Origin of the sequence: Planktothrix pseudagardhii (genome assembly GCF_904830925.1) — a bacterium.
Lineage (GTDB): Bacteria > Cyanobacteriota > Cyanobacteriia > Cyanobacteriales > Microcoleaceae > Planktothrix > Planktothrix tepida.
On record NZ_LR882967.1, the window covers coordinates 405536 to 431039 of the forward strand.

Genomic DNA, 25504 nt, shown 5'->3' on the forward strand with positions numbered 1-25504 from the left:
TATCTGCGTAAGCTTATGATTCAAAAACAGGGTTTCTTGAACAATATATAAATTCTCGATATCAATGACGGGAATACTCAAGCGTTTTACAAAGATTGAATGTCTTCAATACTTAATCCCGTTGCTTGAATCACTTGCTCTAAACTAAAACCCATTCGCAATAAATTTAAAGCAACTTCTTCCTTAGCTTCCAATTTCCCTTCAATTTTCCCTTCTAATTTCCCTTGCAATTTCCCTTGCAATTTCCCTTCTTGTAGGATTTCTTGATAAATCACTGAATTTCGCATAAGATCACTCCTTAAAATTCTTTTCACGGTATCTTGATTTAAAATTAAACCCGCCAAAATTGCCGAAGCAGCCGTAAGATTACTTTGAACTTGTTGATCTGTAATTCTGTTAATCACTTCAGCCACTTGACTTAATATCATTGTCGGATCATCCGTCTGACTCAGTACCGCAAAGGGTAACAGTCCTAATACATTTAAAAACTCTTCAGGTGGTTGTTCCCAAAGACGAATCACCTCAAACTGATGAAATGTATTCTCTAGGCGAAAACTATTTTCTTGGACTAAAGGAGAGTTAGTGCGATCCAGATAAATCACCACCTGACGCATGACTTTATTAGGAAAACGGCGATAGACCCTTACTCGATAATCTAACATCCGAAAAGGGATTTTAGCATCGGGTTCCGTTTGAAATTCTGTATGCAAGACCAGATCATCCGATTGCAGTAAGATCAGGGAATCAGCCCGAATGGGTTCCAAGGATAACTCTTGGGGACTTAACTCTGTTAACGCAACGGGAGAACCCAACAACCAACTCGCTAAATCTTGAGAATAATTTTCAGCCAAAAACTTGCAAATACTGTCAAACACCCTTGATTATCCCTCCCGAATCTCCTCATCTATTCATTTTACAATGTGCTCAATCTAAACTACTATAGCTAATTGATGGGTTCAACCAGAATTATCAGGTTAATGATTAATTTTTCAGTTCCCCTTTTAATAACCAAAATCCACTGAATGTCATTCCCGAATCATCCGGTTGAACTAATAAAAAATGTAATCCTTTAGCTAACTGCTTTCTCACTTCAAAGGTTTTAGCAGCTTCTATGACCTCTGCATCTTCAAAAGTGGCTATTACCCAACGATCAATTAACCCCGATTCTAAAATTAATCCATCGGGTGAACCCGCTATATAATTGCAAGAAAAAGGTTTAATTTCGGCTAACCATCGCGCTAACGGCATCGATTTTTTACCCCCATCAATCACAATCCCAGGAATGGCAACTACAGATGCTAATCCTAAATTTAACGGTAAAAATTCATCCGGTGTTTGTAAAATTGGAATCGGACTATCTGCAAAAAACGCTTGCAAATTTCCCGCAGATAGGTTAGCAAATCGCCAGCGATCACCCCATAAATTTTCAGGTAAAGGTAAAGGGGGGGGTTGATCTAACGTCACAGGATTATAGGGTTCCCCCGTATAATTTTCTAACTTAGAATAGACTTTTGAACGTTCCTCTAACCACTGTTTTAAAGCCATAGTATTTCGAGAGGGTTCTACCGAAATTCCTAATGCTTTGCCAGCCATTTCTAATAAACTGAAAGACTGGGGACGAAAGACTTGAATTCGCTCCGGTTTTTGGATTACAATTGCTTGCTGTAACTGTTCAATTAACCAAGTCGAATTCGCTTGCGATTGAGGACACATCGCTATAAACTCAACTTGGCGAGTCTGATCACAGACTAATAACTCCCAAAGGGGTTTCCCAGTGGTATCCTTCAGGGGACGACGATAAAAATCAGCTTGCCAGATCACCATAGACACAAAAACCCCTAACATTCTGATTGAAACTATTCTGTATTTTCAATTCTAAGGTTAAGATTGATCAAATGAAGATTAACAGGGATCAAATTCCATTGCTGAGGTTTTGGGTATCAGATTTCGGGTTATGATTCTGCCTGCCGTCTCCTGATAACAGGAGAATGATGTTAATTAATTAATTGGGTTATAGAACTATGAATCCTGCATTGACACAATTTGGTGAACGGATGTCTCGTTTAACCGGGGTTCGTGCCATTATGAAAGATATTATTGAAACGTTAAGATCAGGAAAAGGCAAAGATTTTATTAATTTAAGTGCGGGAAATCCGGTAATTTTGCCAGAAGTTGAACAACTTTGGCGAGATTGTACGGAACAATTGCTATCGAGTCCTGAATATGGGGAAGTGGTTTGTCGGTATGGTTCGAGTCAGGGATATCAACCTTTTATTGATGTTATTGTTGAGGATTTTAACTCTCGTTATGGGTTAAATTTAACTGACCGTAATGTATTAATTACACCGGGGAGTCAATCGATTTATTTCTATGCAGCTAATGCCTTTGGGGGATATACCACCGAAGGCAAACTGAAAAAAGTTGTTTTACCTTTAAGTCCTGATTATACCGGATATGGGGGTGTGAGTTTAATTCCTAAAGCGGTTTTTTCCTATCAACCCGCCTTAGATATTGATGAAGCTAATCATTATTTTAAATATCGTCCTGATTTTAATCAATTAACGATTGATGAAACGACTGGCTGTGTTGTTTTCTCCCGTCCCTGTAATCCCAGTGGTAATGTTTTGACGGAAGAAGAAGTCAAAAAAATTGCAGCATTAGCAGCACCTTTTAATGTTCCTGTGTTTATTGATTCAGCCTATGCACCCCCCTTTCCGGCGTTGAATTTTACAGAAATGAAACCTGTTTTTGGAGATAATATTATTCATTGTATTAGTTTATCAAAAGCAGGTTTACCGGGGGAACGATTAGGAATTGCCATCGGGAATGAAAGCACAATTCAGGTATTAGAAGCATTTCAAACCAATATGTGTATTCATTCCCCCCGTTATGGACAAGCCATTGCCGCCCGTGCTATTGGGTGTGGAGCATTATCAGAAATTGCCACGGAGGTAATTCGTCCTTATTATCAGCAGAAATTCACCGTTGTTGAAACGGCATTAAATCAAGCCATGCCTAACAATTTACCTTGGTTTTTACATCGAGGTGAAGGCGCAATTTTTGCCTGGATGTGGTTTAAAGATTTACCGATGACGGATTGGGAACTTTATCAGCAGCTAAAAGAAGTCGGTTTAATTGTGGTTCCCGGTAGTTCATTTTTCCCCGGTTTACAAGGAGAATGGAGCCATAAAAACCAATGTCTTCGCATTAGTTTAACGGCAACGGATGAAGAAATTACAGAAGGAATGAAGCGGTTAGCAACAGTTGTTGAGCAGATTTATAAATCCGCAGCAATTGCTGTTTAAGGGTCATAAAAAAGGGTGTGTCACTTTACATGAAACACCCTAATCGTTACTTTTTAAAACCTTATTCAGCGTGTTGACGATACCAATCAATGGTATTTTTTAACCCTTCTTTAAAGCCAACTTCTGCTATAAACCCGAATTTTTCTTTCGCTCTAGTTGTATCTAAACAACGCCGAGGTTGACCATTGGGTTTATCCGTTTCCCAGACAATTTCTCCCTCAAATCCCATCAATTCACAAATCGTTTCTACTAAGTCTTTAATTTTGACTTCCTGATTTGTCCCTAAATTCACGGGGTCGGGTTCATTGTACAATTGAGTAGCCATAACAATTCCCCGTGCTGCATCCGTTGAATACAGAAACTCGCGACTGGGACTCCCATCTCCCCAAACTGGGAGAGTTTTATCTCCCCGTTGTTGAGCTTCATAAACCTTGCGAATTAATGCCGGAATTACATGGGAACTTTTGGGATCAAAATTATCTTCAGGGCCGTATAAATTCACGGGTAACAGATAAATTCCATTGAAACCATATTGTTGACGATAAGCTTGTAATTGCACCAACAATGCTTTTTTAGCAATTCCATAGGGTGCATTGGTTTCTTCAGGATAACCGTCCCACAGATCATCTTCTTTAAAAGGAACAGGTGTAAACTTAGGATAGGCGCAAATGGTTCCCACACAAACAAACTTTTCTACCCCTGCACGATAGGCACTTTCAATTAATTGAGTCCCCATCATCAAGTTATCGTAAAACAGTTCCGCCGGTTTGACTAAATTCAAACCAATGCCACCAACGTGTGCCGCCAAATGAATCACAATATCTTGATCCTGAACCACTTTTTGGCAAGCGTCTAATGTACACAGATTATAATCTTTAGAACGAGGGATCATAATCTGCTTTGGATCAGCACCTGCTTGATGCAGTTGAGCTACCACTTGACGCCCTAAAAAACCCGCACCTCCTGTCACCAGAATCCGTTTATTTGTTAAATCCAGTGGACTCATGAATTTAGCCTCTATTATATCAGTTATTAATCAAATTGATGGGTAGGTTCTTGAGTTTCTTCCAAGGCTTTGAGATCAGAATCTACCATTAATTTAACTAATTCTTCAAAGGTAACACTAGGTTCCCATCCTAATTTGGCTTTAGCTTTAGCAGGGTCACCAATTAAAATATCCACTTCCGCAGGACGCAGATAGCGTTCATCAAATTTGACATAATTTTGCCAATCTAAATTAACATGACCAAAGGCAATATCGAGGAATTCCCGAATTGAATGGGTTTCATTGGTAGCTACCACATAATCATCCGGTTCAGAATGTTGGAGCATCAGCCACATGGCTCGAACATAATCTTTAGCATAGCCCCAATCTCGCTTAGAATCGAGATTTCCTAAATAGATTTCCTTTTGTTTCCCTTTAACAATTCGAGCCACCGCGCGGGTAATTTTGCGGGTCACAAAGGTAGGGCCACGCCGGGGACTTTCATGGTTAAATAAAATTCCATTACAGGCAAATAAACCGTAGGATTCTCGATAGTTTACGGTTTGCCAATGTCCATAAACTTTAGCACAGGCGTAGGGGCTGCGGGGATAGAAAGGTGTCGTTTCTTTTTGGGGAATTTCTAACACTTTCCCAAACATTTCTGAAGAACCCGCTTGATAAAAACGAACTTCGATTCCGGTACGGTGTTGATAGTCTCGAATTGCTTCTAATAAACGTAAAACCCCCATTCCAACTGTATCAACGGTATATTCCGGGGAATCAAAACTGACCCGCACATGGGATTGAGCCCCAAGGTTATAAATTTCTACAGGTTTAACATCTTCCAGAATTCGGCGTAAAGTTGTACCATCGGTTAAATCTCCGTAATGTAGAAATAACCGCGCCTCAAGGTTATGCGGATCTTTATAAATATGGTCAATACGGTCAGTATTAAAGCTAGAAGAGCGACGAATAATTCCATGAACTTCATAGCCTTTTTCGAGCAACAATTCACTCAGATATGAGCCATCTTGACCCGTAATTCCCGTAATTAAGGCTCTTTTCCGTTCCGTCATTTATAGTATTCCTTATGGTCTTGTAGGTTAATATTCCCTCGTTTAATTGTACACAACAATTAACGGGGAGAAGTCTGTCTTGTTTGCACCCCAGAACCTGATCAGCAATTCAGTCCGTGAATCGATCATCCTGATCTTGCAGACTTGTCAGTCCTGGATCAGTACCCATCACCAAATTAACCTGATACCCAGTTTAATTCAAGTTAATTCCAATCCCTACTCTATCAGACTCGTTCAGTTACTGGAGAATCCTCATCCTAGTTTGAGGTTGATCAGCTAGTTAGCTCAAAATGAAACCCCTCAACTCTTGATGCACAAGGTTTAGGGGGTTTGTCAAATTCTAGGTTTGAAAATTTAAAGAAAAATAAAACAAGATTCAATTGAGCTAGGAATCTTGTATTTTTTCTGAACCTAATAAGCTCCATTATTTTTAGGAAAAATCACAACACCAATGGTTTTGATGACTATCCATAAATCCGTCCAGAAATTCTTAAAGTTGACATAGTATAAATCCATCTGAACACGACGAGGATAGGGAATATCATTGCGTCCTGAAACTTGCCATAGTCCAGTAATTCCGGGTTTGATGGTCAAAATTTTATCCATGTGACGACCATATTTATGTAGTTCTTCAACCACTAAAGGTCTAGGGCCAACTACACTCATATCCCCCATTAAAACATTCCAAAATTGGGGAAATTCATCTAAACTTGTCACCCGTAAAAACCGACCTATCCAAGTAATTCTAGGATCATGTTTGAGTTTGAAATTATTGTGAAATTCTTCCCGCAAATGGGGATGGGTTTCCATCATTTGCGCTAACATTTCATCGGCATTACTCACCATCGTTCTGAATTTAATACAACCGAACAATTTCCGGTTTTTCCCCACTCGCTCTTGGACATAAAAAACTGACCCTGGTGAGCTTAACGCAATCAGCAGAGCCAAAATTATGTAAACCGGAGCAAACAAAATCAGAACAGACAGGGAAAAGACAATATCAAAAGATCTCTTAAAAAACTCCTCGTCTAAACGCTGTCGAGACAGGGGTTGAGGCATCACCCGATCGGCCAAGGGCAAAACCCCCCGCCTTGTGAACCCACGCCGAAGTCCCTTACCAAAGATGAGTTGGCTATTGGCAGTCATCTTACTCCTTCAATTCACACCACACACAGTCCTGATCATAAAGCCTCAAGACACCCAATATAGGTAATTCGGCTTTAGTTCATCAAAATTCGGATCAAAAATCGGTCTTGACAGAAGGGGAAAACTCCAGTGGAGAAAGGGACTATAGCCCAAATTTTAATCCACTGTTAAAAGAATTCCTTGATTTTAAACCCTCTGCTTTGGGAAACCTATTTTCACGCATCCGAAATTAATTGGCATTTTAGCTGATATTTCCCGATTGAAATTGTTGCAAGCAATGCTCCACGAATCCCAAATAATGCTCTTGGAATTGTTTCGGGTTGAACCCAGAGGCGTTTAATCGAGCTATATCAGGGTTAAACCTTCCCCTAGACTCCTCAAACGCTTCTAAAGTCTCTACCAATGCCTCCTCGGTTTGGGCGGGAAACAGTAAACCCGTTGCCGAATCTGGATATTGTCGCAGATCTCGCACCGTTTCCAAAGCACCTCCCGCACCGTAAGCAATCACAGGAGTACCACAAGCTTGAGCTTCTACTAAGGCCATGCCAAAATCCTCACAGGAGGCGTAGACAAAGGCTTTAGCATCCCTCATATACTGGTCTACTACTTCATTGGGCTGCCATCCTAAGACCTGAACATTGGGTTTTGCCAGTTGTTGAATCCCCTTTAAATCGGGGCCCGTCCCAATCACCACTAAAGGGTATCCGAGGCGATTGAACGCTTGCACAATCAATGAGATTTTTTTATAACTTACCAAACGACAAACGGTTAAGTAAAAATCTTGTTTTTGCGGCTGAAACTCAAATCTTTCCACCTGCACTGGGGGATAAATCACCGTAGCTGGCCGACGATAACACCGCCAAATCCGTCGAGCCGTATGTTTAGAATTGGCAATAAAATAATCCACTCGGTTCGCTGAGATTACATCCCACTGCCGCAAACGATGTAGTAGATAGCGCGTTAACACCCCTTGTAGCCCTTTTCCTGCTAAACTACTGTTGAGATAGTCAAAGGTTAAATCCCAGGCGTAGCGCATTGGGGTATGGCAGTAACACAGATGCAGTTGATGGGGACTGGTCAGCACACCTTTAGCAACGGCATGGGAAGACGAGAGGATCACATCATAATCTCGGACATCGAGTTGTTCAATGGCGAGGGGAAGTAAAGGCAAATATTTCTGCACCCCAGAACGCGCCTGGGGAAACTGTTGAAGAAAGGTTGTGCCAATGGTACGTTGATACAAATAGCTGTCAGGGTTTGTGGATTCAAAATCAATCAGCGCGTAAACATCCGCTTCAATATGGTTGAGAATTTCCTGCACAACAAGTTCTGAACCACCCGTCGCCAAGGGTGTTAACCATTCATGAACCAGTGCATAGCTTAACGACACAGCAAATATCTAATCCAAGAGAGTGCAAGAATCAATATCGCACAGCTTGGGAATTCGAGAAATATGTTAATGTCCGGCGTTTAACTCCTGATCAAAAAATTTTGATCTGTTCCGGGAAAACCTGAATCCTAATTCACCCAATATAGGTTATCTTGTTCTAAACTGTTCAGAATTATCAAAGTCATTCAGGGTGCAGGGGAAATAGGGATGGCGATATAACCCACATTCCGCCCTCAAAGTTAATGGGTGTTCGCATAAAATGGGTCTAGCTTCTATTCCGAGGGTTAGCCCTAAATAACAATTCTGTGATGGGTGGTATTCTGCTTCAAGTATAAGTCGCTTCCTCCTTCCCACTCAGATTTGGTATAACCCAGAGGATATTGGATTGATGCTGTCTCGTTAGTTACTGGTCTATTTCCCTGTCCTAGCTGTCAGCAAAACACCAGTTCATGAGTCTTTTATTAAACCCCCAATTCAATCTTGAAACTCTTGAATGATGCTAGAAGAAAAACTTTCCCAAGAATCTTTTACGGGTCACGTCAACTCCCTATTCCCAGACCTTGAAACCTGGAAAAATACAACCTTTGATCTCAAAGTCTGGCATGACAAACAAAACCCGAAATCCTCCCCGTCTACTGACCCTTCTGAAACCCCATTAGAACGGCGAGAAATCTTTGAAGCGATCGCAGAAGCCACCCCTATTCCGATTATTATTAGTCGCTTATCCGATGGCTTAATTTTATATGCCAATGTCATGTCCAGTAATTTATTTGGTTTTTCGCTGAAGCTTCTCAAAACGATTAAAACCCTTGACTTTTATCTCTTTCCTTTAGATCGGCAAAAATTAATTGAAAAAGTCATAGCGGAAGGCTATGTTCATAACTATGAACTGCAAGTCAAAAAAATGAATGGAACCCCCTTTTGGGTTATGGGTTCTTTCCAGATTTTACTCTTTCAAGGAGAACGAGCGATACTCTCGATTTTCCATGATATTACAGAACGAAAACAAGCCGAACAAACCCTACAAGTCAGTACAGAACGTCTACATCGTCAAAATGTTGCTCTGCGGGATTTAAGTCGAGAACAAACCCGCAATTGTGATCATCTGGATATTGCCATTCGCCAAATTACTGAAACCGCAGCCAATACATTAGAAGTAGATCGCGTCAGTGTTTGGCTTAATAGTAGCATTCGTTATGCTATCTTAAAAACAGAACAATCTCCTGAATTCATTCCTAAATTTAACGTTGAATCTGGGATAGAAAAGCAGGGTTTAGATTGGATTTGTTTAGATTTGTATGAACGTCAAACCCATCACCATTCCCCGGAAGATTTATCCCTTGTTAATCATTGTTTTACCCATTGTTCAACTCCGATTAATCCTCAACCTGCACCTTTTTCTCCTGAGCGTTCATTTCCTCTCGATTTATCATCAGTTGATCGATCTATTTCTTCTGAATCTTACCTGGATGATCTTCCCTATTCCCAGAGAAACCGTTTAGATGTACCGATTTGGTTGGGGGGGAAAATTATTGGGTTTATCTGTGTAGAATATCCCAGTAATCAACAGAAATGTAATCTTGAAGATCGAACTTTTATTGATTCCTTAGCGAATTTAGTTGCCTTAGCCATTGAACGATTTGAACGCCGAAAAGCTGAACAAGCTCTAGCCCAGGTGAAGGCAGAATTAGAAATCAGAGTTAAAAAACGCACGACAGAATTACAAGATGCAATTCAACAATTGCGAACTGAAATGATTGAACGGTTGAAGGTTGAATCTATTTTACAAACCGCTTTAGATCAAGCTCAAACTGCTAACCAAGCCAAAAGTACCTTTTTAGCGAATATGAGTCATGAGTTAAGAACACCGTTACACGCTATTATTGGGTTTAGTGATTTATTACTGGAAGAAGTTTTAGATCGTGGGATTAATGATTTATTACCCGATGTACAGAAAATTCGTCAGTCGGGTTCCCATTTACTCACCATGATTAATGAAATCTTGGATTTATGTAAAGTAGAATCGGGGCGAATGCCTTTGAATGTGGAAACCTTTGAAGTCGCTAGTTTGATTCATGACGTGGTGACCACCTTACAACCTCTAGCGGATCAAAATCAAAATACAATGCAAATTTGTTGTAAAAACAATTTAGATCTGATGGAGGGAGATATGGGTAAAATCCGACAAATTTTTTATAATTTGCTCAGTAATGCCTTGAAATTTACCCAAAAGGGGAAAGTTACCCTGACATTAAACCGAGAACATAATGGCGACTTAGACTGGATTTGTTTTCAAGTGAGTGACACTGGAATTGGGATTTCCTTAGAACAACAGCAAACATTATTTCAAGCTTTTACCCAAGTGGATAATTCCTTTAGTCGTCAATATGGCGGAACCGGTTTAGGCTTAACGGTAACCCACCATTTCTGCAAAATGATGGGAGGACAAATTAAAGTGTCTAGCAAACTGGGAGTTGGTTCTACCTTTACGGTTTATCTGCCTACTTCCCTCCCCGGTCTATCGTAAAAATAAAGAATAACCTGAAATTGCCACGTTTTCTTGATTTAGTGTTAGTTTAAAGGGAGAGAGTATTGGATGGATCTTGCTTAGGATGTCCCCTAAAGGAAACGCATCCCAGTCCAAGCAGCAAACCCATTTAATCCATCTCCCCTTTTTAGGGAAAAACCACCAGCAATTAATTAAAAAAGATTAATTCACTATGTCCAGATATGACTCCCACTTACGATGCTCGTTCTGCGGTAAATCTCAAGAGCAAGTTCGCAAATTAATTGCAGGCCCAGGTGTTTATATCTGTGATGAGTGCGTTGAACTCTGTAACGAAATTTTAGAAGAAGAATTTTCTGACCGCAATCGGGCCAAGGCTTCAGTGAGCGGCCAGCCAGAGGCACGTTCCTCAAAACAGTCTGCAACGAAAGGATTTTCTCTGACTTCCATTCCTAAACCCATTGAAATTAAAAACTATTTAGATGATCATGTGATTGGTCAGGATGGGGCGAAAAAAGTTCTATCTGTTGCAGTTTATAATCATTATAAACGCTTAGGTGCTGAAAAATTAAACGGTTCTGATTCAGGAGCCGATGATTTTGTCGAATTACAAAAAGCCAATATTCTGTTAATGGGGCCGACGGGTTGTGGCAAAACCTTACTCGCCCAATCTTTAGCGAAATTATTAGATGTTCCCTTTGCCGTTGCCGATGCGACAACGTTAACGGAAGCGGGTTATGTGGGGGATGATGTTGAAAATATCTTACTGCGACTGTTACAGGTTGCCGATTTTGATATTGAAGCGGCGCAACGGGGAATTATTTATATTGATGAAATTGATAAAATTGCCCGTAAAAGTGAAAATACCTCGATTACACGAGATGTATCTGGGGAAGGGGTACAACAAGCCCTCTTAAAAATGTTAGAAGGAACGGTTGTTAATGTTCCTCCCCAAGGCGGAAGAAAGCATCCCTATCAAGATTTTATCCAAATTGACACCAGTAAAATTTTATTTGTTTGTGGGGGAGCGTTCGTTGGGTTAGAAAAACTCATTGAACAGCGCTTAGGTAAAAAATCCCTCGGTTTTATTCAGTCGGGAGAAGACAATAAAACAACAATTACTCCCCTCCAGTCCGATGAAATTTTATATCACGTTCAACCGGAAGATTTAGTCAAATTTGGTTTAATTCCCGAATTCATAGGACGGCTTCCGGTTTTAACTCGTGTTTCTCCGTTGGATGAAGGGGCGTTGATGCAAATTTTAACTGAGCCGAGTAATGCTTTAGTCAAACAATATAAAAAGCTATTACGCATGGATAATGTGCGGTTAGAATTTGAATCGGAAGCGTTAAAAGCGATTGCCAAAGAAGCCTTCCGTCGCAAAACAGGAGCCAGAGCATTACGGGGAATTCTGGAGGAATTAATGTTAGAAGTTATGTATGAAATCCCCTCCAGAAAAGATGTTGTTCGCTGTGTGATTACCCAGGAAATGGTGGAAAAACGTTCCACAGCAGAAGTTTTATGGCATCCCGCTTGGCATCGACAACACGAGTCAGCATAATCTTAATTGCTCATCATTCATTAACTTGCTCCTATGAAGTAAAATTCGATTTGTAGGGGCAAGTTTTTAAATTTTGAAAAACTTATCCAGCTAGAATTTTAGTTTTATTAAGCTTAGTCTTACAAAACCGCATCGGAGATCATATCTGGTGGGTGAGCGATGTCCGCAAGTTCCAATCCCATTATCCCAATTGGCAATTTCAATATGGGTTAAAAGATATTTTAGTGCAGATTTATGAAGCATTAAGTCAACGAGAAAACGTTGTCATTAAGGCCTAGGGAAGAGTGCGAAGTGCGGAGTGCGGAATGCGGGGTGCGGGGTGCAGGGTACGGAGTTAAAAACTATAGCCTGTGTCCTGTCTCCTGCTATAAAACGATATTGAGGAATTATTATGAAATGGCACAATGAGCCGCCGGTTTGGAATGAACAACAACAGACATTAACGGTGACTTCTGGAGAGAAAACCGACTTTTGGCGTAAAACCCACTATGGATTTATTCGGGATACGGGACACTTTTACTATGAGGAAGTCACAGGGGATTTTGTCGCCGTTGTGAAAATCACTGGACAGTATGAAGTGTTGTATGATCAAGCCGGACTGATGATCCGCGAGAATGACACAACTTGGCTGAAGTGCGGAATTGAATTTGTTGAGGGGGTGCAATATGCCAGTACCGTTGTGACACGGGAGTTTTCCGACTGGTCTGTCGTTCAGTTACCCCATAACCCGACTTCATTATGGCTGGAGTTAGAACGCAAAGGTGGCACCGTACAGGTGAAATATTCCCTGGATGGTGAAGACTACACGATGATGCGGTTGGCGTATCTGACGGAAGCTGAGACGGTGCAAGTTGGCCCCATGTTTGCTTCGCCAGAACGGGAAGGGTTTCAAGCAACGTTTGAGGACTTCCAAATTAAGCCTCTCTAGGGTTATTCACAGTAGCTCTTGCCGAGTTGACGAGCCACAGGTAAACCGACAATGAGACAGGCAGCACCAACAACCGCACAGTTTTCGGGGGCAAATTCTCCTCCCGGTTGTAGAATGCTGTCATCCTCTAAATTTTGGTAATTTTTTTGCGCCTCTGCATCGGTGATATACTCATCCCTAGAAAATCTGATCTGGTGTTGATACTGTTGCAGCCAGGTTTCATGGTGGATGACTAAGGTTGCTAAAATTTCCGGTCGCAAACTCAACAAGTCCATTGCCACTCCTGTAACCACCAGTTCGGCGCCTCCGGTTTGCAGCAACTCCCGCAAGGCAAGAATTTCAGGATAGTCTGTGGAACTATTTTCAGGACGGTTAAACAGTTCTTCGGCAACTTCCCGCAGAATTGTATTGGTAATATTAAAAGAATCCTGGGGCTGTTTGTCCGAATTTGTGGGTTGAAACACCATTGAGGGGATAATATGATACAGTCCAGCCCCATCCGCAACCTGAGCAGAACGGCGACTGACATAGTAGCGGTAAGATTTCCCATCATAAGCGGCAAACAGACAAGAAATTGCCACCGTTGCACTGCGATGCGCTCCTGTCCAAACGTCTTGGAGAGCAGCTTCTCCGGTTTGGTTTTGGTGAAGTGCCCGACGCAGAGGCATTCTTTCATATAAAGTGGCAAAGTCTAATTCAGGGGTTTGGCTGATGGTGCGAGTTAACTCCTGCTCCAGCACCATGCAGGTATTCACCATATCAAAATAATAGCCCTCCGCACACCGCAAACGGGGATAGGCAGATGCAGCATCTAACTCTAAAAATACATAAGTTCGACCATTCCACAAATGTTGGTTCTTTTGTTTCATCTCCTCTAACAACGGGCTGGAACTGGGAAATTGACGGGTATCTTCCGTGAGTTCCTGCAACACCGCTTCAGGGTTATCCAGAATGCAAGGTTTCACGGTGACAGGATAGGGAATACCCGCAGGACTTTTGAGGAGAGCGTCTTCTCCATAGAGCCAAGCTAGAAAATTGCTGATCATCAATATTTGATTAGACATTAAGTTGAGCAAAACTTCTGACAATACCATTAAATTATTTTGCCAGAGTTCTAATATAGTAGTCGCGTCTGGCAGTTAGGACATCGACTGATATTAAACCCTAGAGGGTCAAGTCTTTTCCTTCCTGTTCCCTGCTATCAACAGTTAAGGAAGCAAAAAAATGAAAATCAACTTCTTGATCCCTACTCTAATTTCCTGTTGGTATTTAAAAGATACAGATAGCAGCCGGATGAAAGTTACAAGGATTCAACGTGTTGAACCTTTGCCACTTTCCACTTATCAGCAAGATGCCAATTTACCTGCTTGGTGACCCACTCATTTAAACTAATAATTCCTCTAATTTATGTTGATTCCAAAGGGTCTGATATAATCCTTTTAAGGCAACTAATTCAGCATGGGTTCCCGTTTGAATAATATGCCCTTGATCCATGACGAAAATGCGATCCGCCGTTGCCGCTGCCGACATTTGATGGGAGATAAACACAACAGTTTTGCGCTGGACTCCGATTTTTAAATTCTGTAAAATTTCTGTTGCTGTTTGATTATCCACACTGGAAAGGGCATCATCTAAAATTAAAAGGGGTGCATCCACTAATAATGCTCTTGCTAACGCAGTTCGTTGTCGTTGTCCCCCGGATAATTGAATTCCTCGTTCTCCCACTAGAGTTTCATATTGTTTGGGAAAATTCAAAATTTCTTCATGAATTTTAGCCATTTTAGCAACTTTTTCAATTTCTGATTGTTCAGCTAGAGGGTTGCCATAGGCAATATTATTGCTAATACTGGTACTAAATAAAAAGCTTTCTTGAGGAACATAAGCGATCGCACGTCTTAAATCAGATAATGTTAATTGAGTAATATCCTGACCATCTACAAATAACTGATCCATCTTAATATCTAATAACCGAGGAATAGCATTCGCTAAGGTTGTTTTTCCAGAACCAATAGGGCCAACAATTGCAACAGTTTCTCCTGGTTTAATCATAAAATTAACATCATTTAAAGCCGGAATTGTGCTTCTGAGATAACTATAGGTTAGATGAAAAGCACTTAACCATCCTTTAACAGGAGTGGGTAAGGGTAAAGGTTCTAAAGGATCTTTAATCCGAGGTTCAACACTTAAAATGGCTTCAATTCGATCAATACTGACTTCTCCTCGCTGATAGGTTGTAATTGTAAATCCTAATAAAGCTGTGGGAAAAACTAAGCGTTCAACATATAAAATTAAAGCAACAAAATTCCCGATACTGAGTTCTCCATTGGCGATCGCTTCATCCCCCACTCCTAATAAAATTAGAAAGCTTAAACTTGCAATTCCGCCTAAAATTGGGAATAAAAGATTACGGGTTTTAGCCAACTCTAAATTGGCTTCAAATAATTCCTGGTTATGACCTGCAAAAGCTTTCCGTTCATTCTCTTCCTGAGCATAAATCTTAATTAAAGAAATCCCACTCATATCCTCCTGAATCAAATCACTAATATTTGATAGTTTTTCCTGAACCGTCATTTGTTGATCTCGAAGCTTTCCACTAAAAACCTGCACTAAAATCAACATCAACGGATAAACTGAAATCGATAATAAAGTTAATCGCAGGTTAATCGCTAACATGACCGGAAGGGTTAACCCGTAAGCAAATATCGTATTCGCAAGACTGAGAACGGCAAACCCTAATAAACGGCGAATACTATCAACATCACTGGTGGAACGATTAATTAAATCTCCAACGGTACTTTCGGAAAAATAGGAAGGTTCTAAAGTTAATAAATGATTAAAAATCCTTTGCTTTAAATCAAATTCGACTTGACGACCCACCCCAAAAATAACAATGCGGGAAATCATCCGAATTACCCACATCATCGAAGCTAAAAGAAAAATCAATAATACTTGACGCTGTACCGTGTCAAACTCAATTGCAACTTGGAGTTCATCAACTACATTCCGAATTAAAATTGGAATATAAACCCCCACAGCATTAACCAGGAATAATGCCACAATTCCTAATGTTGCTTTTTTCCAATGGGGACGTAAATAGCCGATCAGTTTTTGTAATCGAGAAGATTTCATATTTAGGTGAATAAAGTTAAGCGATTAAATGATGGGTTGGGTGTGTGTAATGCAGTTTATACAGTATAAATGACCTCTTTCTATACTGCAAATTACTGAGTCCTCTGCTTTCAGGTTCAGAATTTTTACAATATAGTCCGGTATTGGTAAAGCTAAAGAATTACCCAAGTTGCTGATGTGTATTTTGGCTGTCATACATTTGCGATTTTAATGCTCAGGTTTATTCAGGTTTATCTATTATAACAACTAGATGTAATCGCGTGGGGTTCAGAAACCGCGTTTCTTAAAAAATCATCCAAGAAACTGAGTTTATCCTGTAAAAAATTATTGATAACTATCCCAACAACCGACTATTTTTTTCCCTCTTTCCTCTTTTTCTGCTAACTCTAGGTTGAGTTTGAATAATTTCTCTAAAAGATCATCATCGGGATTAAATTCATAAGCCTCCATTGCTAATTTATCTAATTGTTGATGGAGTTTATACAGTTGACTGCTAGGCTCAGTAAAATATTTGTTGTATAATTGGGTGATTCCCCATTGTTTTTTCTCCATTTGTGCTGTCCGATATTCATGGAGTTTAATCATGGTTTCTCTGATTTTTTCAACTACCTTTTTAGTCGGTGTTTGCGGAAAGGGAAAGGTTTCAAAACAGGTTTTATGAGTGTAGCGTATTCTATCTTCTAAAGTTGAACTTTGTGCTTTTACCCAAATACGATGAATATTTGAGGTTAATATTCCTAAGATGTAAAAATCATCTGATGCTACAATTACAGTAGAATCACCGGGTAGCCATTCTTTTTGAACCGGAATAAAAATAGACCATTTAGAATGTCGAGGAATAGCAAAATAAAAAGATAAATTTTTAATTGCTTCCCTCATGGCCGGACGTTTTTCACCAAATCTCCACCAGTTTAACTTGGTAATTTCTCGCCTATTTTTATCTCTTTCTGGCTTAACAGTAGCTTTTATATGTTCAAAAGGTAATTGATAATCACTAGCATCTTCTAAACTCATATCATTAAAATCAATAATCCACCTATCCGGTTTTCCATGAGGATTTCTAGCTAAATCTTTAGCATCTAAAAATTGCTTTAATACCGTGTTATTATTATCATTACTTTTAATATATCTTTTAACGTCTTCTTCTGTGATCAAAAACCCTTGTCCGGTTGGTTGAACCCCTTTAAAAGCATAATTATAATTAGCTTTAATTATACCTACTTGTGAAACATCTATGGTAGTTGTCAAAGATGAATTAATTTGTTTAACTAATTGATGATCTAAATAATATTCTTTGGGATTTTCATAACACCAATTAACAATACTAACATGAACGGCTGCTTCACCTGACCAAACTTGTGTTGAAATTGCTTCGTGAATATAAGCATTATTTTGAGTAATATAATCTAAGGATGCTTTTCTTCCTAGCCCTTGACTAATAGAATTAGTACCCACTAATCCAGCCCTACCTTTTTGATTCATATTATCATGTGCTAACCTAAACCAATAAATACAAAAATCTACTTTATCTTTAACATTTGAAAATTTATCGAAAACTTTTTCTATGTATTCATCTCCTAATTCTAATCTTACTTTATTTCCCCCTAAAAAGGGAGGATTGCCAATAATAGCATCAGCCTTCACCCAATCACTAAAAAGAGCATCTTTACAGATAATATTATTATCCAAAGTATCTAAAGGTAAAGCAGATTCAGTTAAATTAAACTTATCAATTGCCACCTTACGTCCTATCATTAAAGTAACTCTAGCTAACTCCACGGCAAAAGGATTAAGATCCATTCCATAAAACTGATGGGGAGTAACAAAACTGATGTGTAATTGATCAATATTGGTAGTTTTTTTACTCATAATTTTATGAATTAAAAGCTGCTCAAGGCGTTTTAATTCCTGATAAGCAATATAAAGAAAATTCCCACTCCCGCAAGCTGGATCTAAGACTTTATAATTGAGTAATTCTACCTGCAATTGATACAATTTCTTGAGAGTATTTGCTTCCTCAATACGCTCCTCCCAATACTGACTAATAGTAGGGCGAACAATGTTCATTATGTCACTTTCTGAAGTATAATGAATTCCGTAGGAATGACGGTCTTTTTTATTAACCCAGCCTTCAAAAATATTCCCAAAAATTGAGGGTCTAACCTGACTCCAATCCTGTCTCGCAGCCACATCTAAAAATTCTAATTCTTTCTCTGTTAAATCAATGGGATAAATTGTAGAAAATAGTCCCCCATTAAAATAATCTACACCTTTATAACGCCCAGCCGCAGTAATTCCGGTTTGATTCATTTCTCTAAATAATCCGCCAATGATATCATAAGAGCTTAGTTTATTTTGAAGACAATCTTGTACACAAGCAATAAATAAATCTTGAGGTAATAATCCCCGATCTTCGGCAAACATGGCTAACACACATTGTAAAATAAAACGTTGAACAATTAATTCAGAATTTTTTTTTGACAATCTTTCGTATAAAATTGTAAATAATTCCGCCATTCTTCGGGCTGCGATTTCAGTAATTTCTACTTGATTATTTCTAAAAACAGGAGTCCGATTTCCCAACTCCATAAAAGCAAAAGCACTCGCTCTTTCTACTAAGTTAATAACAGCGACTTTATCAACAGGTTCATCTAATTGATTATCAAAATCAAAAATCCAAAATTCATCAAAATTACAAAGGATCACATAACGAGGGCGATTCGGTACTAAACGTTGCCAATAAGCAAAAGCTTGGGCATAATGTTTATTGAGATCCTCACCCCGTTGTTTCATCTCAATTAAAACTTTAGGTTTCCAAATTAAATCAGCAAAACCAGTTTTACCTTTTTGGCTCCCTTTTTTGATCGCTTCCTCATATTTTGCACCCGCTTCTAAAGCACCCTCATAACCGAATGCTTTAAAAAAACGATCTAAAAAAGTTTGTGCTTCTTTTCTTTCTTGTCCTGTGATATGTTCTTTACAGAAATCAATAAATTTTTGTAAGCTTTCCGGTGTTGCTGACATTTGACAATCCTTACGCTGGTTTTAACTCATTAGATAGCCTTGTAGATATAGTAATTTTTTCTAAGAGAACTTCTGTGGATTGTCAGAAACTGGGTTTCTTTAATAAACCCGGTGTCTAGTAGTTTAAAGTGTCTTTTAACGTTCTGGAAATAGCTTACATTCCCTAGCTGTGGGTTTATTAACTTCCCCTAAACGAGAGTTTAAAAATCGATCCATCCAATTTTCAAAATAAATCCGATTCGCTTGTTTTTGCTCAGGATCAGAGGTACTAATGGGATAGGGTGCTAATCCAATAATGGCGGCAGTTGTTACACAATACATGGACTTTTGAAAACTTTGGCAAATTTGTACCCGTAAATCATCTTCTCCGCGACAACTATTTTGATAAATATTGTGTAAATAGTCAGGTAGAAAATGACGCATATCTTGCATTAATTGAGTGGGGGGAATTCCTGAACCCCCAATAGGTAAAGGATCGGCGTATAATGCACCATAAGCAAACTCTTTTTGTTCCAGGGGAATTTGATGGGCTTGAGCATTATAAGAAACGGTTCCCGGAAATGGAGTTCCTCGGAAAAACACCGCTTCAACATAGGGAACAGCCGTATCCATTAAAAAGGTTAATTTTGCTGATTTGGGGAGAATATCATAGACTTTATTGTTAATTTTGATGCTATAAGTAATCGGTTTATTGGCTGATTCAACTAATCCTGATAAAATATGATTCACAACATCAGGAATTGATTTAATTTCTCCGTGATCATAGCGATCAGATAGGGAAATAAACATATCACTCATGACTCGCCAAAATTGACCTAATCCACTGTAATAGGCGAGTTGTCGAATTTGTTCGGGGAGGAATTCTGGGAAAAGACGATGCAAGGTTTGGATCATTAAATTTCCCTTTGTTTTAACTTGAATAGCCGTTTCAGCTAACTGGAGAAATTCAGGAGAATCTAAATATTGATCTAAGCCACCGCCTCCATGCCAAAACATGGTTTTCATACAATATTCAGCATATTCAAAGTTAATTCGATCATGCCACCAATATTGCAATAATTTTTGAGTTTTTACCTCGCCATTAAAATATTTAAAAAACGGAAATAATTCTAAAAACTGTTCATTGGCAATATATATTAAATTTTTGGAATAGGCATCCAAAACAATGCCATAACTTTTTAAAATGCCAACCACTTCCACCAAATTTTCAGGATAATCGGGTAATAAAGCTTCACCAGACTCTAGGCGATAAATATACTCAGACAGAGGGTGTTGAGAAGCCGCAGAAGATTGGGTCAGAGTCATTTTGTTTAAAGTTTTGATTAAAATTAAGGTTTATTTTATTTTACAATCATATTGGAGTAAGTGTGAGAAATCACTCTGACAATTTAACAAAAAAAGTCAGAGTGACATGAGAACGGTTAAAGTTTTTCGGCTAGATGATGAGCAAATAAAGGTTGGGTATGGGCTAACGCTGTTGTGGACGCATCACTTAACCTGACCATTAAATTAGGCTGAATTCCTAACACAACAATAATGAGTGCTAAAATCATAGCTGGAATGCGATCGCGCCATTGTACCGGGGGTAAATTCACCACATATTCGGAGAGGCGACCAAAGAACGCTTTATTCATCATCATTAAGAAGTAAACGGAGGTTAATCCGGTTCCCACCATGCACAATAATGTTTGTACCGGGAACACATCCATACTCCCTCTAAAGATAATAAATTCTGCCACAAATCCCACTAAACCGGGTATCCCTGCACTCGCCATCACGGCTAAAATCATGATCGTTCCAATTAAGGGTAAACCCCGTTCTGGGTTTAATAACCCTTGAATAATATCTAAGTCTCGACTTCCCGCTTTTCGATACACGACCCCAACGGTTAAAAACATTAATCCAGAGATTAAACCATGACTCACCATTTGCATCACTGAACCTAACAAACTGGTGGAGTTAGCGGCAGCAAACCCTAATAAAATATAGCCCATGTGAGCAATGGAACTATAAGCCACCATTTTCTTCATATCTTTCTGATAAATGGCACAAAAGGCTCCATATAAAACGGTCACAACAGCCCAACTCGCCATCCAGGGAGAAATCACTAACCAAGCATCAGGAAATAAACCTACACCAAAGCGTAATAACCCGTAGGTTCCTAACTTTAATAAGACCCCCGCTAATAGTACGGAAACGGGGGTTGAGGCTTCGACGTGAGCATCGGGTAGCCAGGTATGAAAGGGAACCAGAGGAATTTTAATTCCAAACCCAATTAAAAGACCTCCTAATAAAATCAATTGTGTATTTAAGGGTAAAGAAGAAACGCCTAAAGAGGTTGCACTAATGGTATCTAAATCAAAATCAAGGGTATTAGTCAGCCAAACAATGCCTAAAAATGACGCTAAAATTAAAAATCCTGAAACTGCTGTGTAGAGTAAGAATTTAGTCGCGGCATACCCTTTATTTTTGCCTCCCCAAATCGCAATTAATAGGTAAAGGGGAATCAATTCCACTTCATAAAACAGTAGAAACAATAATAAATTTTGGGATAAAAACGTTCCCGCAATTCCAGCCGCAATCAACAAAATTGAGGAATAATACAATTGATGGCGACTAATCCCTACATTGGTACTGATAATGGCAATGGTAATTAATAAACCATTTAAAATGACTAAAGGTAAGGATAAGCCATCGACCCCTAAGTAATAATTTAATCCCAAGGGTGTAAGCCAAGGAATATATTCTTTAAATTGTAAAGAAGGATTACTCGGATCAAATAATCCCGCTAAAACCAACGACCATAAAAATAGTCCTCCCGCTATCACAATAGACAATTGACGAGCGGTTTTACTAGAGAGATTTGGCCAAAATGCAATTAAAGCCGCACCTAACAAAGGAACCCAAATTAATACACTCAGCATAAATCAGTTATCAGTTATCAGTTATCAGTTATCAGTTATCAGTTATCAGTTATCAGTTATCAGTTATCAGTACCATTGCGCGTCTGTACGAGTTAAGAGTTAGCAGTTAATCAACTGTTTACTATTCACTTCTTGATTGATAACTGTTTACTGATAACTGATAACTGATTAAAATAGCCACAACATCAGTCCCACAAGTGCCCCAACACCGAGAGCAATGGTGAGCAGATAAAATTGGGATTGTCCAGAAATACTGTATTTTAAGCCTTCTCCACTAAATAGAGTTGCTAAACCAAACGCATTCACAATCCCATCAATAATATATCGATCAATCCAAGCACTTAAGGCAGAAATACGACTGACCAATAAGACAACGGTAACATTGTAAATTCGATCAATATAGAAATCGTAAGCCAGTAAATCCTGCAATTCTTTCCAAGGGAATTTAAAGGGTTTAGAACCCATTCCATATAAATAAATTGCTCCTCCAATGGCTACACCAATTAATCCCGATAAAATTAACAAAGGAACCGTTAATTGATGCACAATTGTGGCAAACCCAGAAGCAGATGTTGCAACTAAGGGACTATTCCAAGTCAGTAATAATTGCCATTTTTGTAACATCAGGGGAACTAATAACGTGACAATAATCATAGCCACCATTGGTACAGCCATCGGCCAAGGAACTTCCGGTGCGCGTCTGGTTTTAGGTTGAGGTTTTCCAGCAAAAACTAATCCGAAAACCCGGGTTAAATTCAACGCCGTTAAACAATTTATCAACAGCAACACTAAAATTAACCACAGGGGAACTGTCCAAAATCCATTCACCCAACGACGCATTGTCCAAAAGGTTCCCAAGGGCATTAACGCCACTAAACCGGCTGAACCGACAATAAACGCCATTGTCGTGGCGGGCATTTTTGACCATAAACCGCCCATTTCCGTTAAATCTTGGGTATTCGTGGTGAGAATAATGGAACCCGCACTCATGAAAATTAAAGATTTAGCGATCGCATGGGTGAATAATAATAACAAAGCGATATCAACTTGACTTTCTCCCACCGCAATAAAAACTAACCCTAAATACGCACTGGTGGAATGAGATAAAGCCCGTTTTATATCGATTTGGGCAATGGAAACCAGGGAAGCACCAATGGCTGTGATCGTTCCTAAAACCACTAAGGTTGTAGAGGCAATGGGAGATAACGCTAAAACCGGTTGTAGTTTAATTAATACATAAGCTCCACTGGCGACCACCACCGAATTCCGCAAAATCGAAGCCGGGTTAGGGCCCTCCATCGCTTCATCTAACCACAGGTTTAAAGGAAATTGAGCGCACTTTCCAATGGGGCCAGCAATTAAAGCTAAACCGAGTAACGTTGCTTGTAAAGGCATTAAGGTTGCCGTTTCTGCCCAGTTTTCCAAATCAGAAAAGCTCAAACTTCCCGCGAGGGTTGAAAGATAAACCACCCCCATTAATAGCAACACATCCCCCACCCGTTTTGTCAGAAACGCATCCCTAGCCGCAGTCACCACCAACGGTTGAGCGTACCAAAAGCCCACGAGAAGATAGGTCGAGAGCGTTAACAATTCGAGGAGAATATAACTGAGTAACAAAGAATCACTCAAGGCTAACCCACTAATGGCGGCTTCAAAGAATCCCATCAGGCTAAAAAACCGAGCCAGTGCCCAGTCTTTTTCCATGTATCCCAGGGCGTAACATTGAGCAATTAAACTCAGGCTGGTGACTAATTCCATTGACCCCACACTCACCGGGGAGATTTCCAGGGCAAAGGACAAGTCTAAATCAGTGGTATGTACCCAATGGATGAGGATTTGCTGAATGGGTTCATCCCAAGTGGTACGGAAAATCACCGAACCATGGATAAAGGCCAAAACCGTCATTAACAAATTAAAGTAGGCGGCGGGTCTTGGGCCAGTACGTCGCACCAGTCCCGTTGACCAAGGTAAGGTCAAGATTGCCCCAATTAAGCCATACAAAGGTATCCACCAACTGGTTTGGAGGAGAAAATCCGTCATGTTAAGTTAAATTAGAAAATTCTTATGAATTATCAATTTACTATATCAAGATTTCGTCTTTGGGTTTGTTCTCTGCCTTGAACTCTCCATTTTTATACCTTTTAATAGAGTCAAGTCAATATATGACTCTATTTAATAGAGCTATTATCTTTTTAACACGTTTTTATTTTTTAAAAAACTTAACAAAACTTAATCAAAGTTCAATATCAACAAAAATAATATTAAAAATGAGAAAATATAATGCAGATTAATATTGTCAAGGGTGTCACGATTCTCCTATTCTTAGAGAGGGAGGTTCGTTACTATTTCTGCAAATTGAAATTGTAGGTAATCTAAAGCCGTATTTGACAAAAAATTAAGGTACGGTAAGGCCTGCCGCAACCTTCTGGCTCTCATGAAAGCAGGGCTTATCTTCCATTCCCGCCTAACGGTATGGGGAGTCGCAATAGGAAAATATAACTATTGCCAAATCTAGGGATAAATAAGCCGTAAAATTTGACTTAGAGGCGAACTACAACCTAGAGTGTAGGCCTAAATCCGACGGTTCAATCTGTTGGGAAGTCACATATTGCTTAAAAATACATTGTAGTTTAGTCTGTTCATTAATTAGGAGTTAAACAATGTCAATTGCTGTTGGAATGATTGAAACCCTGGGCTTTCCTGCTGTCGTTGAAGCCGCAGACTCGATGGTGAAAGCTGCTCGTGTCACCTTAGTCGGATACGAGAAAATTGGCAGTGGCCGAGTCACCGTGATTGTGCGGGGGGATGTGTCCGAAGTTCAAGCATCCGTAGCGGCCGGAATTGAATCCGTCAAACGAGTCAATGGCGGTCAAGTGACTTCCACCCACATTATTGCCCGTCCCCATGAGAACCTAGAATATGTGTTACCAATTCGCTACACCGATGCGGTAGAGCAGTTCCGGTCTTACTAAGGCTAAGGACTCACAAATACCCCTTTGAATTGACAAACGTACAAGTTCTTAAAAGCAATTCCTGAACCGTGGCGCTGGCGCAGCACCAAAAGTCAATTTTAAGTTTTATCGGAATTTTGCTGTTGTACGACGGCATTCCGCGTTATTTCCGAACCGTTTTGATTGATTTTAGGAGTCAAATTTAATGGCGATTGCAGTTGGCATGATCGAAACTTTAGGCTTTCCTGCTATTGTTGAAGCCTCGGACTCAATGGTAAAAGCTGCCCGTGTTACCTTAGTGGGTTACGAAAAAATTGGCAGTGGCCGTGTTACCGTGATTGTGCGGGGCGATGTTTCCGAAGTCCAAGCATCCGTAGCGGCGGGAGTTGAATCTGTCAAACGAGTCAAGGGTGGAGAAGTTTTATCGACCCATATTATTGCCCGCCCTCACGAAAATTTAGAATACGTTTTACCCATCCGCTACACCGAAGCGGTGGAACAATTCCGCGAAATGATGGCTGGGCGTCCCATCAACCGTCCTTAATTTCCAGAAGATTTAAACCGTAACGTTTAGTCGGT

General features: G+C 39.7%; 19 protein-coding genes. 7 read left to right on the plus strand and 12 right to left on the minus strand.

The genetic code is table 11. The features are described 5' to 3' along the window. Positions 1-86 precede the first annotated feature (86 nt). Positions 87-875: an Rpn family recombination-promoting nuclease/putative transposase gene (locus tag NMK36_RS01700; protein ID WP_072719099.1), complete on the minus strand. Its 789-nt coding sequence runs from the start codon at positions 873-875 to the stop codon at positions 87-89. A 106-nt stretch (positions 876-981) separates the two neighbouring features. Then, on the minus strand, positions 982-1824 hold the full coding sequence (locus NMK36_RS01705) for a Tab2/Atab2 family RNA-binding protein (protein ID WP_072719134.1): 843 nt from the start codon (positions 1822-1824) through the stop codon (positions 982-984). A 197-nt stretch (positions 1825-2021) separates the two neighbouring features. Between NMK36_RS01705 and NMK36_RS01710 the strand changes: the two genes are divergently transcribed. Continuing rightward, complete coding sequence (locus tag NMK36_RS01710) at positions 2022-3305, plus strand: valine--pyruvate transaminase (RefSeq protein ID WP_254172851.1); 1284 nt, start codon at positions 2022-2024, stop codon at positions 3303-3305. 61 nt (positions 3306-3366) lie between these two features. Here the strand turns inward: NMK36_RS01710 and NMK36_RS01715 are convergent, their stop codons facing one another. The 4 genes from NMK36_RS01715 to NMK36_RS01730 form a co-directional block, all read right to left on the minus strand. Next, positions 3367-4311, minus strand: a complete 945-nt coding sequence (locus tag NMK36_RS01715; RefSeq protein WP_072719101.1) for a GDP-L-fucose synthase family protein — start codon at positions 4309-4311, stop codon at positions 3367-3369. A gap of 26 nt (positions 4312-4337) precedes the next feature. Next, a complete protein-coding gene (gmd, locus tag NMK36_RS01720; protein WP_072719102.1) occupies positions 4338-5366 on the minus strand; it encodes a GDP-mannose 4,6-dehydratase in 1029 nt (342 codons plus the stop codon). A 411-nt stretch (positions 5367-5777) separates the two neighbouring features. Then, entirely contained in the window at positions 5778-6512 is a 735-nt protein-coding gene (locus tag NMK36_RS01725; RefSeq protein WP_072719103.1) for a sugar transferase, read from the minus strand. A gap of 241 nt (positions 6513-6753) precedes the next feature. Continuing rightward, positions 6754-7902 (minus strand): glycosyltransferase, encoded by a 1149-nt coding sequence (locus tag NMK36_RS01730; protein ID WP_254172852.1) that lies wholly within the window; start codon positions 7900-7902, stop codon positions 6754-6756. A gap of 493 nt (positions 7903-8395) precedes the next feature. Between NMK36_RS01730 and NMK36_RS01735 the strand changes: the two genes are divergently transcribed. The 4 genes from NMK36_RS01735 (at position 8396) to NMK36_RS01745 (ending at position 12897) form a co-directional block, all read left to right on the plus strand. Next, positions 8396-10429, plus strand: a complete 2034-nt coding sequence (locus tag NMK36_RS01735; RefSeq protein WP_083579990.1) for an ATP-binding protein — start codon at positions 8396-8398, stop codon at positions 10427-10429. A 193-nt stretch (positions 10430-10622) separates the two neighbouring features. Then, positions 10623-11969, plus strand: coding sequence for an ATP-dependent protease ATP-binding subunit ClpX (gene clpX, locus NMK36_RS01740; RefSeq protein ID WP_072719105.1), 1347 nt, complete (start codon positions 10623-10625; stop codon positions 11967-11969). Positions 11970-12121: 152 nt separating this feature from the next. After that, entirely contained in the window at positions 12122-12247 is a 126-nt protein-coding gene (locus tag NMK36_RS28705; protein ID WP_281250325.1) for a hypothetical protein, read from the plus strand. A gap of 113 nt (positions 12248-12360) precedes the next feature. Next, positions 12361-12897, plus strand: a complete 537-nt coding sequence (locus tag NMK36_RS01745) for a DUF1349 domain-containing protein (protein WP_072719106.1) — start codon at positions 12361-12363, stop codon at positions 12895-12897. Between the two features lie 2 nt (positions 12898-12899). On the opposite strand, the gene NMK36_RS01750 is transcribed toward NMK36_RS01745, so the two are convergent. The 6 genes from NMK36_RS01750 to NMK36_RS01775 all read right to left on the minus strand — a co-directional run bounded on the left by NMK36_RS01750 (position 12900) and on the right by NMK36_RS01775 (position 24014). Next, positions 12900-13961: a hypothetical protein gene (locus NMK36_RS01750; RefSeq protein ID WP_139295043.1), complete on the minus strand. Its 1062-nt coding sequence runs from the start codon at positions 13959-13961 to the stop codon at positions 12900-12902. 319 nt (positions 13962-14280) lie between these two features. Beyond that, positions 14281-16026, minus strand: a complete 1746-nt coding sequence (locus NMK36_RS01755; RefSeq protein WP_072719108.1) for an ABC transporter ATP-binding protein — start codon at positions 16024-16026, stop codon at positions 14281-14283. A gap of 324 nt (positions 16027-16350) precedes the next feature. Then, positions 16351-19050 (minus strand): DNA methyltransferase, encoded by a 2700-nt coding sequence (locus NMK36_RS01760; RefSeq protein ID WP_254172853.1) that lies wholly within the window; start codon positions 19048-19050, stop codon positions 16351-16353. Between the two features lie 135 nt (positions 19051-19185). Then, complete coding sequence (locus NMK36_RS01765; RefSeq protein WP_072719109.1) at positions 19186-20355, minus strand: CO2 hydration protein; 1170 nt, start codon at positions 20353-20355, stop codon at positions 19186-19188. A 116-nt stretch (positions 20356-20471) separates the two neighbouring features. After that, positions 20472-21974 (minus strand): NADH-quinone oxidoreductase subunit M, encoded by a 1503-nt coding sequence (locus NMK36_RS01770; RefSeq protein ID WP_072719110.1) that lies wholly within the window; start codon positions 21972-21974, stop codon positions 20472-20474. Positions 21975-22142: 168 nt separating this feature from the next. Further along, on the minus strand, positions 22143-24014 hold the full coding sequence (locus tag NMK36_RS01775; RefSeq protein WP_254172854.1) for an NAD(P)H-quinone oxidoreductase subunit F: 1872 nt from the start codon (positions 24012-24014) through the stop codon (positions 22143-22145). Between the two features lie 620 nt (positions 24015-24634). Between NMK36_RS01775 and NMK36_RS01780 the strand changes: the two genes are divergently transcribed. Next, positions 24635-24946, plus strand: coding sequence for a carbon dioxide-concentrating mechanism protein CcmK (locus tag NMK36_RS01780; protein ID WP_072716901.1), 312 nt, complete (start codon positions 24635-24637; stop codon positions 24944-24946). A gap of 184 nt (positions 24947-25130) precedes the next feature. Then, positions 25131-25469 (plus strand): carbon dioxide-concentrating mechanism protein CcmK, encoded by a 339-nt coding sequence (locus NMK36_RS01785; protein ID WP_072716902.1) that lies wholly within the window; start codon positions 25131-25133, stop codon positions 25467-25469. Positions 25470-25504: the final 35 nt, after the last annotated feature.